The 11,603-nt window shown below is 60.3% G+C and carries 14 protein-coding genes; 10 read left to right on the top strand and 4 right to left on the bottom strand.

What is annotated here, in order from left to right; all coding sequences use genetic code 11:
- From U5A56_RS36365 to U5A56_RS36355, 3 genes are all read left to right on the top strand, one after another.
- A partial coding sequence (locus U5A56_RS36365) for a hypothetical protein (protein WP_321927300.1) occupies positions 1-190 on the top strand: 190 nt, incomplete at its 5' end.
- Complete coding sequence (gene tnpB / locus U5A56_RS37295) at positions 190-423, top strand: IS66 family insertion sequence element accessory protein TnpB (protein ID WP_374692807.1); 234 nt, start codon at positions 190-192, stop codon at positions 421-423. The genes U5A56_RS36365 and tnpB (U5A56_RS37295), both read left to right, overlap by 1 nt.
- A 27-nt stretch (positions 424-450) precedes the next feature.
- Positions 451-864, top strand: a complete 414-nt coding sequence (locus U5A56_RS36355; protein WP_257776078.1) for a hypothetical protein — start codon at positions 451-453, stop codon at positions 862-864.
- Positions 865-909: 45 nt separating this feature from the next.
- On the opposite strand, the gene tnpC (U5A56_RS36350) is transcribed toward U5A56_RS36355, so the two are convergent.
- Genes tnpC (U5A56_RS36350) through tnpA form a run of 3 tightly spaced genes read right to left on the bottom strand, consistent with a single transcriptional unit; the run spans position 910 to position 3,316 of the window.
- Positions 910-2,466: an IS66 family transposase gene (tnpC, locus tag U5A56_RS36350; RefSeq protein ID WP_257776077.1), complete on the bottom strand. Its 1,557-nt coding sequence runs from the start codon at positions 2,464-2,466 to the stop codon at positions 910-912.
- A gap of 33 nt (positions 2,467-2,499) precedes the next feature.
- Positions 2,500-2,829 carry an IS66 family insertion sequence element accessory protein TnpB gene (gene tnpB / locus U5A56_RS36345; RefSeq protein WP_257776076.1) on the bottom strand — a complete coding sequence of 110 codons (330 nt, stop codon included), beginning with the start codon at positions 2,827-2,829 and terminating at the stop codon, positions 2,500-2,502.
- Between the two features lies 1 nt (position 2,830).
- Positions 2,831-3,316: an IS66-like element accessory protein TnpA gene (gene tnpA / locus U5A56_RS36340; protein ID WP_257776075.1), complete on the bottom strand. Its 486-nt coding sequence runs from the start codon at positions 3,314-3,316 to the stop codon at positions 2,831-2,833.
- A 108-nt stretch (positions 3,317-3,424) separates the two neighbouring features.
- Here tnpA and U5A56_RS37290 point away from each other — a divergent pair, with 108 nt between their 5' ends.
- From U5A56_RS37290 to U5A56_RS36310, 7 genes are all read left to right on the top strand, one after another.
- Entirely contained in the window at positions 3,425-4,243 is an 819-nt protein-coding gene (locus tag U5A56_RS37290) for a site-specific integrase (RefSeq protein ID WP_374692805.1), read from the top strand.
- Entirely contained in the window at positions 4,228-5,031 is an 804-nt protein-coding gene (locus tag U5A56_RS36335) for a tyrosine-type recombinase/integrase (RefSeq protein ID WP_257776074.1), read from the top strand. Before U5A56_RS37290 ends, U5A56_RS36335 begins: the two co-directional genes overlap by 16 nt.
- Before the next feature lie 135 nt (positions 5,032-5,166).
- Positions 5,167-6,174, top strand: coding sequence for a tyrosine-type recombinase/integrase (locus U5A56_RS36330; RefSeq protein WP_257776073.1), 1,008 nt, complete (start codon positions 5,167-5,169; stop codon positions 6,172-6,174).
- Positions 6,175-6,272: 98 nt separating this feature from the next.
- Positions 6,273-6,518 (top strand): IS66 family insertion sequence element accessory protein TnpB, encoded by a 246-nt coding sequence (tnpB, locus tag U5A56_RS36325; RefSeq protein ID WP_374692804.1) that lies wholly within the window; start codon positions 6,273-6,275, stop codon positions 6,516-6,518.
- A 332-nt stretch (positions 6,519-6,850) separates the two neighbouring features.
- Positions 6,851-8,329 carry a group II intron reverse transcriptase/maturase gene (gene ltrA, locus U5A56_RS36320; RefSeq protein WP_374692806.1) on the top strand — a complete coding sequence of 493 codons (1,479 nt, stop codon included), beginning with the start codon at positions 6,851-6,853 and terminating at the stop codon, positions 8,327-8,329.
- Positions 8,330-8,473: 144 nt separating this feature from the next.
- On the top strand, positions 8,474-10,036 hold the full coding sequence (gene tnpC, locus U5A56_RS36315) for an IS66 family transposase (RefSeq protein ID WP_257776071.1): 1,563 nt from the start codon (positions 8,474-8,476) through the stop codon (positions 10,034-10,036).
- A 40-nt stretch (positions 10,037-10,076) separates the two neighbouring features.
- Positions 10,077-10,673, top strand: a complete 597-nt coding sequence (locus U5A56_RS36310; RefSeq protein WP_257776070.1) for a plasmid pRiA4b ORF-3 family protein — start codon at positions 10,077-10,079, stop codon at positions 10,671-10,673.
- A gap of 44 nt (positions 10,674-10,717) precedes the next feature.
- Here U5A56_RS36310 and U5A56_RS36305 read toward each other — a convergent pair.
- Positions 10,718-11,535 (bottom strand): IS5 family transposase gene (locus U5A56_RS36305; RefSeq protein ID WP_257776080.1). Its coding sequence is split into 2 segments (ribosomal slippage): positions 10,718-11,187 and positions 11,187-11,535, totalling 819 coding nucleotides; the frame shifts between segments, so codons are not numbered across the junction.
- Between the last annotated feature and the right edge of the window lie 68 nt (positions 11,536-11,603).

Genomic DNA, 11,603 nt, shown 5'->3' with positions numbered 1-11,603 from the left:
CGCGACACCCACATCAGCACCCGCCGAATTATTCCTGCCTGTTCAGATGGCATCGCCGCCGATACCAGAGCCGATCGGATCATCCAGTCTGGTCGTCGAATATCGTGGCGTACGTGTTTGTTTCGAAGGCAAGCCGGAGGCCGATGTACTGCGGCTTGTACTCACGAGCTTGCTGGGAGCGGGTTCGTGATGCTGGGCCTTCCCGCCGGGACGCGGGTGTGGTTGGCAGCCGGCGTGACCGACATGCGCTCCGGCTTCAACAGCCTTGCCGCGAAGGTGCAGACCGTGCTGGAGCGAGACCCATTCTTATGTGGCGGGCTGCGATATGCGACGTACCTTCAGAGCGCCTCCGGCGTCGTCGGATGGTTTGCAATTTGCCGCCACATAAGATTTGGATTCCACTCTCTCCGTGCCCGGGATTGACCCTGGCCTGTCACGGAAGGAGTGGTCATGCTAGAGCTATATTTCAAGTACAACCGAGTGATCGCGCGATTTCGCAGCGGTGCGCTCGGCAATGAGATCGATCGTATTGCCGACAGCCTGTTCGATGCAGGGTACAAACATGCATCTGCGAAGCTGTATCTGGCGCGCATCGCACGGTTCAGCACGTATGCAACCGAATGTGGTTGCCGCAGATCGGTCCCGATTCCTCCTCAGATCGTTGATCGCTATCTACAGTCAAGACCAACGACTGAGGCCCGCTGGGCCGCACACGGAGCGCTCTGCTTTGCGGCCAGATGCTTTCCGGACCGATTTGCAGTCGAGCCTCCCCCCAAGGATCTGGACAGCCCGTTCCTGACTGCTTACATGCAGCATCTGCGCATCGTTCGCGGTTTGCATCCCAAGACTTGTGAAGGTCTGTAAGCGCTCAGTAGACGACGTGGCTTGCGCGAGGCGACCGACTGTGCCTCAGTCAGTTGAGGCGGCGACCCGCCACGGCAGCAGGGTCTCGTAATCGTCGGCAGTGTTTGCGAGCGGGAGTGCCTTGAACAGCGCGACGAGGTAGCCGTACGGTTCGACGTTATTCGCCTTGCACGTTTCGATCAGCGAATACAGGTTAGCTGCAGCATTCGCTCCGGCAACCGTGTCGTAGAAGAGCCAGTTTTTTCGCCCGACGGTAAACGGCCGGATCGCGTTCTCGCATGCGTTGTTCGAGATCGGCCAGGCACCGTTCTCGACGTAGCGGGTCAGCTTCGGCCATTGACCCTGCAGGTAGTGCAGCGCTTTGCCGAAGGCACTTTGCGGCAACACCACATGCAACTGACGCAGTAGCAGATCCTCGATTTGCCCGAGGATCAACCGACTCTCGCGTTGCCTGGCGAGCAACCGATTCTCCGGCGGCATGTCCTCACAGCGCGATTCGATCGCAAACAGGTGCCCAATCAGTCGAATGAATTCACTGACGGGATGGTCGCGACCACGCTGCGCCTTTGGCAGATTTTCTTCCGCCTCGATCACGTAACGACGTGCGTGCGCCCAACAGCCCAGATGCACGAGTTGGTTGCTGTGGGCGACATCGTTGTACGGCTCATAGCCGTCAGTCATCAACGCCGCGCCGTGCTTGATGCCAGCATAGAGCGTCGCGGCTTGTGCCGCGCTGCGCGTCGGGCTGTAACTGAACAATCGAACCGGCGGACCGGTGCCGCTCATCTGCACCCACATGTAGCTCTTGCGCTGCGCCGCGCGCCCGGGTTCCTTCAGCACCTGGACTGTCGTTTCGTCGCCGTAGACGATATCGGACTCGAGCAGGTGGTCGCGCATCAAATTGATCAGTGGCTGCACTGCCGTACCGACACGCACCACGCTGGCTGCCAGCGTGCCACGCGAGAGATCGCCACCGAAACGGTGCAGCAACGCGGCGATGCGATACAGCGGCAGCGCGTCTGCGAATTTGCTCACAACCACCCAGGCGAGCGCCGATTCGGAGAGTAGACCCTTGGGGATGATGCGCGCCGGCGCCGGGGTCACTTTGATGCCGAGGTCGCAGCAAGGACAGGCATATTTGACTCGCTGGTGCTGAATGACACGAACCTGTTGCGGCACGATATCGAGCTGCTCACTGATCTCGGCGCCGATCTCGACGAGCGCATGCCCGTCGTGTGCGCAAATGCGTTCCGATTCCGGCAGTTCATGACGGACGATCTCTCGCGGGAGCATCGGGTCCAGCGGCTTGCGCCCGCGCTTCTTGCGCTCGTGGGCACCGACCTCGATGCTCTGTTCTGCTTCGCTCTCGTGCGCAGGCTCAGATCCCGTTGCGGCTGCCTCGGCTTCGTTCAAGAAGAGGTCGCGTTGCTCGGCACCGCGCACTTCGCTCTTGGCCGCAAACAACTGCCGCTGATAGGCCTCGAGCTTCTCGCGCAGCAAATCGCGTTCGACCGTCACCACACGCAGTTCGCTCTTCATGGCAGCGAGTTCTGCGCGCAGCGCCTGCCGTTCGTCGGTGGGAGATGAGGATGGTGGCGGCATCGCCGGATTAGACCAGCAATGCTGGTTCGTGTTTCAGGTCACGCGCTGATAATAGCGTGACGGATGCGCCCGCATCGCTTCGATGTCGATGCCGTCGAGCAGCCAGTGCAGTTGTTCCGTTCGCAGTTGGAGGACCGCTTCTTTGCGCGGCCAGACGAAACGATCCTGCTCGAGCCGCTTCATGAGAAGCCAGAAGCCGTTACGGTCCCACAGCAGCATCTTGATGCGATCGCGACGCTGATTGCTGAACACATACACTGCCTGCGCGAACGGATCGAGCTTCATCGATTGCTCGACGATGGCTGCAAGGCCGTTGATGCTCTTACGGAAATCGACGGCGTCGCGATGCACGTAGACCTTCAACTCATCGTCTAACCGGAACATCGCACCGCCCGAGCGTTTCGATCATTGCTGACAGCAGCGCCGCGTCGTTGTTGCCGCATTCGAGTTTAAGCGTGATGCCGTTGGGCATCTGGACCGTCAACGTCGACGAGGCCAGGCGATCCGCTCGCGCACCAGCTGTCGTCTCCTGCGAAGAAGACATCACAGGTTTGCCCTCGATCTCGACAAGCGCCTGTTCGCTGCTGACTCTGACGACCGGCACGAATGCCGGCTCTGCTGTCGACGACTGCGTTGAAGCATCAGCCAGCCGTTGCTGATGCAGCTTGATCCATTTGTGCAGAAGGTTCGCATTGACGCCGTGTCTGAGTGCGAGCCCCGCTACTGACGCCCCCGGCTCAAGGCAAGCCTCGACCAGCCGCTGTTTGGTTCGCCGATCAAAACGGCGCTTGCCGTCTATGCCAACGGTGACGACCTTCAGGCACGACGCTTCTGAGTGTTGTTCTGTCATTAAGGTGTCCACTGAAAATCAGTGGACATAGCCTGCACGGTCAGCTCGCTGAGTGCCAGACGTCCATTTCTGCGCGCTTACGAAGGTCTCGCTCTGACAGCCCGGCGGATGCTTGCTTGGCAGAGGCAACATTTACGGGGTATGCCTCTCGCCACACTCGGCGCCAAACACGTTTTGGTCATGACGGGCGAACTGCTATCCGGGTGCCGAACCGACAGTGCCAGATCATCGACCACCTCTCACATGCGCTCCTTTCTGCGCTACTTATACTGGGCGGGTCTCAACGCGGAAGACCTCGCGCATTTCGTACCCAGGACACCATGTTGGCGCCACGCCCATCTCCCGTCGCGTCTTCCGTGGGAGGACGTTCGGCGTGCAATCGATAGCATCGAGAGCACGACGCCATCGGGCATACGTGATCGAGCAATAATGCTGTTGTTGGCCACGACAGGCATGCGCAACAGGGAACTGCGTGAGCTCGAGCTCGACGACATACGGTGGCGCAACGGAGAAGTTTTACTACGTCACACCAAGGGGCGTCACGACCGCGTCGCGCCGCTGCTCCCGGAGACAGGTGAAGCCCTCGCTAAATACGTTCTTCACGCGCGACCACCGGCTACTGACCGTCGTGTTTTTCTTTCGTGCGTTCCTCCAGTGCGCTCGTTTCCTCACAGCAGCAGCATCTCGCGCATTGTGCGTTTCCGACTTGAGCGCGCTGGACTCCACGCTCAACGTTGTGGTGCCCATCTTCTACGCCACAGCCTCGCGACTCGACTGGTTGAGAGGCGACGGCCAATCAAGGAGATTGCCGATCTACTAGGTCATCGGAACATCGATAGCACGTCCTTTTACGTCAAGGTCGCTGTACCGCAACTCGCGGATGTCCCATTGCCGTTTCCCGGAGGTGCGTCATGGACACGTTCTTGAGTGCGTTGACCGCGGGAACGGAGAGCTACATTACGCTTCAGCGAGCGCTGGGCTATCAGTTTCGCAAACAGGCCGCGACGCTTCGGGCATTTCTACGCTACGTTCGCTCTAGCCATGCTGGTGGTCCGCTATCTCAAGCGTTAGCGGTGGACTTCGTTATGGCGAGCAATCTTACGTCGAACGGCAGGGCTATCTGCTACGGAGTAGTTCGGCGCTTTGCGGAATACTACGCAGCGTTCGACCCTTGTACCGGGTTTTTCGATCATCGTGTCTTGCCTCGATCGCGCCACATTCCACCGCCCAGAATCTTGAGCGATGAGGAACTACGCTCACTGATGAACGCAAGCGTGCGGGTATCGATCGTCCAGCCATTGCGAGGCCAAACATTAGCGACATTGATCGGTCTGCTAGCGAGCACTGGACTACGGTCGGGCGAGGCCCTGCGTCTCGATGGTACCGATGTCGACCTATCCACCGGTATCTTGCAAATCCGCAAGACCAAGTTCCGGAAGGACCGACTGGTTCCCGTACATGCTACTACCTTGGTGGCCCTGCAAGCCTATGCACGATATCGTGACCTTGCCTTCCCGGTACAAACAAGTTCGGCCTTTTTTGTCAGCACGCGCGGTACCCGACTGTCCCCGGCCGGCCTGCATTACGGTTTCCATCAAGCCTGTGAACTCGCAGGCCTGAAGAGGGCAGGAACCAAGTCCGTGCGGCCTCACGATCTACGCGCACCATCGATTCGCCGTCACGCGCCTTGCGCACTGGCACCGGCAGAAGGTTGATGTTCAGTCGATGGTGCCGATACTGGCGACTTACTTGGGCCATAACCGATATAGCGACACTGCCTACTACATCACTGCTACGCCAGAACTGCTGGGCCTTGTGGCAAATAATGTTTTCAGCACGGGAGGTTTGGCATGAACGGTCAACCCTCACTCGCACGGCACTTCGAGTCATTCTTTCGCGAACGACTGATGCAGCAGCGTAACGCGACGCCGGCCACCATTGCTGCATACCGGGACGCTCTCCGACTGCTTGTCCTCTTCGCTGCAGAGCGAACTGGCAAGAAACCAAGCGCTCTGGCGGTTGATGACCTCGACCGAGACATGATCTTGGCGTATCTAGACCATCTGGAACGCTCGCGCGGCAACTGCGTGCACACTCGCAACTCTCGACTCACGGCAATACGTTCATTTTTCCGCCATGTTTCGACTCGTGATCCCGCTTCGCTTGGTGTCGCTCAGCGCGTACTTTCGATCCCAATCAAGAAGTCGGACCTGTCCAACCCCCGATATCTGTCCCGAGTCGAACTCGACGCACTCATCAATGCGCCGGACAGGTGCTCAGCGTGTGGCCGTCGCGACCGCGTTCTGCTGCTGTTCCTTGCCCGCACTGGCGCCAGGGTTTCAGAGGCGCTCGGCGTAGACGCGTCCGACCTGGTGCTGGACGGAGCGCGATCGCATGTCACGCTTCGCGGCAAAGGTCGCAAGCAACGCGTGATTCCCTTGGCCGGCGACCTCGTTGCAGCAATCAACGATTTGCTGCGCGAGAATGGCGTCGGCCATCATGAGGCGGTGCCGCTATTCGCTGGCGTGCGCGGCGAGCGGTTGACTCGTTTCGGCGCTACCCACATCGTACGTCGAGCCGCAGAAGCAGCGTCCATACAAACGCCAGAGCTCGCGCGTAAGGCAATCTCGCCGCACGTGTTCCGACACTCGCTCGCAATGATGCTGCTTCAATCCGGAGTGGACCTTCTTACGATCCAAGCGTGGCTTGGACACGCACAGGTTGCTACTACACACCGCTACGCCACGGCGGATGTCGAAATGATGCGACGTGGACTGGATAAGGCGGCTATTCAAGGAGCTGCAGGTCATCGGTTTCGGCCGAAGGATGCTGTCTTGAGTCTCCTTGAGAATCTGTAGCGTTATGTGTCGTCGACCGCGGATACTAGGGGCACGGCATCTCGGACAACAGGTCTACCCGCGGTCGGCGGCCACATATTTTGCTATGGCACATAAGAATGGATATGTGGCGTGACACATATCCCTACAGCGGCAACGTGTTCGTGTTCCGCGGCCGACGCGGCGATCTGGTCAAAGTGCTCTGGTGGAGTGGTGACGGCATGTGTTTGCTGATGAAACGGCTCGAACGTGGCCGCTTCATCTGGCCAAAGGCGGATGGAGGTGTCGTCTGCCTGAGCCAGGCGCAGTTGTCCATGCTGCTGGAAGGCATCGACTGGGTGCGACGGGAGACCGTCAAGAGATAGAAGGTGAAAGTCCTTTACGATGAAGAACTAGCGAATCACATCGACCCCGAGTCATGCGGGGGCACCCGCGAGGGTGTCACCGAAGCGTTGACAGGGGCGCACGTAGGCCAGCCATTGAGCGACGAAAGACTTCCCAATCGGAGTGCTGATGCTTTCCAGTCAGCAGAAGGCAATACGTCCCGCCGCGATATCGCGAGTGGCGGGCGGCTCCGCGTCGTCTGTAGACCCTGGCATGCGTGTACGTCTCTTGAGCGGGAACCGCGAGATCTCCGGACCGCCCTCGCCAGCCGGGCGACGGGCCGCATGGTGAAGGCTGGGAGCCGTAGACCATGATGCACGGTCCGGAGAAGTCAGACTCGCTCATAGTACCGGGGAAGCCGGCGAACAAAGCGGCGTCAGCCGTGGCGGAGCTGGTGGAGGGAAGGAGCGGGACCGAAGGGAATGCGATGATGCAAAGCATGGTCCGGACGCAGAGCCGGGAAGCCGTGTCACAGGCGCAGAGTCGCATACGGGAAGCTGTCAACAGAAACAGGAAGGAGAAACTGACAGCGCTCCTGCATCACATCGACGTTGATATCCTGCGCGCGGGCTTCCTGTCGTTAAAGAAGAGCGCGTCAGCGGGCGTTGACCAGATGACGTGGGGAATGTACGAGGCAGCATTGGAAGAGAATCTCCTGTGCCTGCATCGACGGCTCCACACAGGAGCATATCGGGCGTTGCCTTCGCGGCGGGTGTACATACCCAAAGCAGATGGTAAACAACGGCCGCTCGGCATCGCCGCCATGGAAGACAAAATCGTCCAGGCGGCGACGGTCATGATCCTCACGCCGATATACGAGGCGGAGTTTCTGGGTTTTAGCTATGGATTCCGGCCCAGACGCAGCCAGCATGATGCGTTGGATGCTCTGGCGTACGGAATCAAGGGACGCAATATCTGGTGGATCCTCGATGCTGATATTAGCCGCTTCTTTGACACGATCAACCACGAATGGCTGGTCCGGTTTCTGGAGCACCGTATCGGCGACCGAAGGATCATCCGCCTGATCCAGAAATGGCTCAAGGCGGGCGTGCTGGAACAGGGCGAGCGGATCGATACGTTGCAGGGGACACCGCAGGGAGCGGTAATATCGCCGCTGCTTGCGAATATCTATCTGCATTACGTGTACGATCTGTGGGTCCAGTCGTGGCGGAAACGTCATGCGAGTGCCGACATGATCGTCGTCCGCTACGCGGACGACACCATCGTTGGTTTCCAGTATGTATCAGATGCCAACGCATTTCTGAACGAGCTGCGAGAACGGCTGGCGAAGTTTGGGCTGAGCCTGCATCCGGAGAAGACGCGGTTGATCGCGTTTGGACGCTTCGTCGCCAAGCGGCGCGCGGCGCAAGGGCTGTCGAAGCCCGAGACCTTCGACTTCCTCGGCTTCACGCATATCTGCGGGAAGAAGCGAGGGGGTAAAGGATTCCAACTCTGGAGAAAGACGAAGCGCAAACGTAAGACCGAGACGGTCAAGCGAATCGCGACAGAATTGCGGCACATGAGGTCAAGTCCTATTGACGAGCAAGGCCGGTGGTTGGCTCAGGTACTGCGAGGGCATTACGCCTACTTTGCGGTACCGACCAATCTCCAAGCTGTTCGTGCTGTTCGCCACCTGGTCAAAATTCGCTGGTATCTAAGCCTCCTGAGGCGGAGCCAGCGTCGGCGGCTGACGTGGCGGCGCATGAACGTGATCGTTGAAAAGTACTTGCCCATGCCGCGAGTCCTGCATCCATGGCCGGAACAACGTTTCCTCGTCAAACACCGACGGTAGGAGCCGGATGCCTTAATTGGGCACGTCCGGATCTGTGCGGGGGGCGTTCCGAAAGGAACGTCCCTACCGCGATCGTCAGCCGGTGCGCACGGCGGCGCCAAGCTCGGCGTTGTAAACCTGCTGGTCGGCGCGTAGACTGCCGGCATGACGACGGCGAACGCGTACCCGGACGACATCGAAGCGCTCAAGGCCCTGCTGCTTGAGCGCGACGCGCGTATCGGTCTTCTGCAAGACGTGGTCGAATCGCACAAGGCCGCAAACGCGACTGCCAAGGCCGAAATCGAGCATCTGAAGCTGTTGATCGCAAAGCTGCGCCGCATGCAGTTCGGCCGTCGCTCGGAGAAGCTGGACCACCAGATCGAGCAACTCGAACTGCGCCTCGAAGAGCTCGAGGCCGACGAAGGCGCAGTCCCTGTCGAGATCCCCAGGACGCCACGCACGGCGCCGGAACAGGTACAACGCAAGCCGTTGCCGGAACACCTGCCGCGCGGGATCCAGACCCATTGGCCCGAATCCCGTGAAAGCTGCACGGCGTGCGGTGCGCCGATGAAGCCGCTTGGCGAGGACGTCTCGGAACAACTCGAATATGTGCCGGCGAGCTTCCGAGTCATCCGCCATGTGCGACCGAAGCTGGCATGTTCGTGCTGCGATCACATCGCCCAGGCGGCTGCGCCGAGCCGCCCCATCGAGCGAGGCATGGCGGGGCCGGGACTGCTGGCCCACGTGCTGGTCTCGAAGTTCGCGGATCACCTGCCGCTCTATCGGCAGTCGGTGATCTATGCGCGCGAAGGCGTCGAGCTGGATCGCTCGCTGCTGGCGAAGTGGGTGGGTCACAGTGCGGCGCTGCTGCAACCGCTCGTCGACACGCTGCGTCGGCACGTCATGGCGGCAACGAAGCTCCATGCCGACGATACGCCGGTGCCGGTGCTTGCGCCGGGCAATGGCAAGACGAAAACCGGACGACTGTGGGTCTACGTGCGCGACGATCGGAACTCGGGAGACCTGACGCCGCCGGCGGTCTGGTTTGCCTATACACCGGATCGCAAGGGCATCCACCCGCAGCAGCATCTTGAATCGTTCAACGGTACACTGCAGGCCGATGCCTACAGCGGTTACCAGGCGATCTACGAAACGGGACGCGTCGCCGAAGCAGCGTGTTGGGCCCATGCCCGACGGCAGTTCTACGAATTGCACGCAGCTCGCCCGAATGCGTTGAATACCGAGGCGCTCGAACGTATCGGCGTGCTGTACAAGGTTGAGGAAACGATCCGGGGCAAGCCACCCGACGAACGCCGGGCACATCGGCAAGCCCACGCCCGACCACTGCTGGATCAACTCCACACCTGGCTGACGGCGATGTTGGAGACGCTCTCGCGCAAATCCGACACGAGCCGGGCGATCCTCTATGCGCTGAATCGGTGGGAGGCGCTCACGCGCTATTGCGATGATGGCCGCCTGGAGATCGATAACCTGCCAGTCGAGCGTGCGTTGCGCGGGGTTGCCATCGGGAGGCGGAATTACCTGTTCGCGGGTGCTGACTCGGGCGGAGAACGCGCCGCGGCAATTTACGGCCTGATCGGGACGGCCAAGCTCAACGACCTCCATCCCGAAGCGTATCTGCGCGCAGTACTCACGCGCATTGCAGACCATCCGATCAACCGGGTCGAAGACCTGCTGCCCTGGAATGTGACCACCCTGGCATCGTAAGGCGATAATGCCGCGGGCTTCTCGTTCCCACGGAGATCAGATGGCAAAATCGTTCCAGCGCTTTACCCTGCACGCGCAGCTTCAACACATCGAGCCGCCCATTTGGCGCCGGATCGAGGTCGAAGGAACCGAGTCGCTACGCAAGCTGCACCATATCCTGCAGGCAGCCTTCGGCTGGACAGACATCCACCTCCACGACTTCCTGATCGACGGCATGACCTACGCCATGTTCGAGGTGGATGACGTGCTGGACTTCGCTGATCCGGACACGACTGCCGATGACCGGAAGGTTCGACTGCAGAAGGTCCTGAAATCTGGCTCACGCTTCCTCTACCGGTACGACTTCGGGGATGGCTGGGAGCATGCCATCGTCGTTGAGAAGATGGAAACCATTGAGCGCGAACCCTGGGGCGTCGCTCAGGTCATTGATGGTGCTCGCGCCTGCCCACCTGAGGACGTGGGCGGTCCGCCTGGCTACGAAGCGTTCCTGGACACGCTATGCAACCATCCCAACAGCGAAGAGGCTGAACGTTACCGAAACTGGGTTGGCCCCGGCTTCGACGCCGAACTGTTCGATCTGCGTGCGGCCAATACGACCCTGATGCGCATGGCTTCCAATCGTTGGGGAAACCGGTAGCTCGCGCCGTCAAGATGGCTTCGGCTCCACGCTTAGAGACGGTTTCAAAAAGGCTGTTCGGCGCGCCGGAGGGTATTCCAGCAAATCAGGCAGCAACCGAGTTCGAGGAATGCCCCGTGAATGTCGGCGCGACGCTCGAAACGAATCCGGAGGCGGCGGAAGTGATGTAACCACGCATGTGTGCGTTCGACGACCCAGCGATATTTGCCCGGGCCACTGCCATGTTCGGCACGGCGCTTGGCGATCACCGGCTCGATACCGCGATTGCGCAACGCTCGTCGATGTCGCTCGGAGTCGTAACCTCGGTCGGCGTAGACAACGCGCGGTCTCTGCAGCGGGTGGCCGCGCAATCCGCGAATCGGCGGAATCGCGTCGATTAGCGGCAGTAGTTGCGTGACGTCGTGGACGTTCGCGCCGGTCAGGATCGCGGCAAGCGGGGTGCCGTTGGCGTCGGTGACGATGTGGTGCTTGGAACCGGGTCGCGCACGATCGGTAGGGTTTGGCCCAGTTTTTGGCCCGCCCCAACGGCGCGAATCGATGATGAATCGACAGCGGCTCGCGAGAAGTCGATCTGGTCTGCTGCTCGCAGCTTCGCCAGCAACAGTTCGTGCAAGCGGTCCCACACGCCTGCAGCCTGCCAATCGCGTAGCCGTCGCCAACATGTCACGCCCGAGCCGCATCCCATCTCGGCGGGCAGGTCGCGCCAGCGCAGTCCGGTCTTGAGAACGAACAAGATACCGGTCAGCGCAGCGCGATTCGAAACAGGCAGGCGACCCGGATTTTTCTCGCGCCGCGGCGTGGCTGGCGGCAGTAACGGCTCGATCAGCGTCCACAATTCGTCGTCGATGATCGGCTTGCCCATCTCCTCGGCCTCGATTGTTTCGATGCCTGAGGTTAACAGCTCGCCGCACAAGTTAAGGAAGGTCTGCA

The organism is Burkholderia sp. BCC1998 (assembly GCF_905339875.1).
Classification (GTDB): Bacteria; Pseudomonadota; Gammaproteobacteria; order Burkholderiales; family Burkholderiaceae; genus Burkholderia.
This window is presented reverse-complemented; position numbering and strand designations above follow the sequence as displayed.

Coding starts and splice junctions, on each gene's coding strand:
- tnpB (WP_374692807.1), top strand. CDS start 190: ATGCTGGGCCTTCCCGCCGGGACGCGGGTGTGGTTGGCAGCCGGCGTG.
- U5A56_RS36355 (WP_257776078.1), top strand. CDS start 451: ATGCTAGAGCTATATTTCAAGTACAACCGAGTGATCGCGCGATTTCGC.
- tnpC (WP_257776077.1), bottom strand. CDS start 2,466: ATGCCGCCACCATCCTCATCTCCCACCGACGAACGGCAGGCGCTGCGC.
- tnpA (WP_257776075.1), bottom strand. CDS start 3,316: ATGACAGAACAACACTCAGAAGCGTCGTGCCTGAAGGTCGTCACCGTT.
- U5A56_RS37290 (WP_374692805.1), top strand. CDS start 3,425: ATGCTTGCTTGGCAGAGGCAACATTTACGGGGTATGCCTCTCGCCACA.
- U5A56_RS36335 (WP_257776074.1), top strand. CDS start 4,228: ATGGACACGTTCTTGAGTGCGTTGACCGCGGGAACGGAGAGCTACATT.
- U5A56_RS36330 (WP_257776073.1), top strand. CDS start 5,167: ATGAACGGTCAACCCTCACTCGCACGGCACTTCGAGTCATTCTTTCGC.
- tnpB (WP_374692804.1), top strand. CDS start 6,273: ATGGATATGTGGCGTGACACATATCCCTACAGCGGCAACGTGTTCGTG.
- ltrA (WP_374692806.1), top strand. CDS start 6,851: ATGCACGGTCCGGAGAAGTCAGACTCGCTCATAGTACCGGGGAAGCCG.
- tnpC (WP_257776071.1), top strand. CDS start 8,474: ATGACGACGGCGAACGCGTACCCGGACGACATCGAAGCGCTCAAGGCC.
- U5A56_RS36310 (WP_257776070.1), top strand. CDS start 10,077: ATGGCAAAATCGTTCCAGCGCTTTACCCTGCACGCGCAGCTTCAACAC.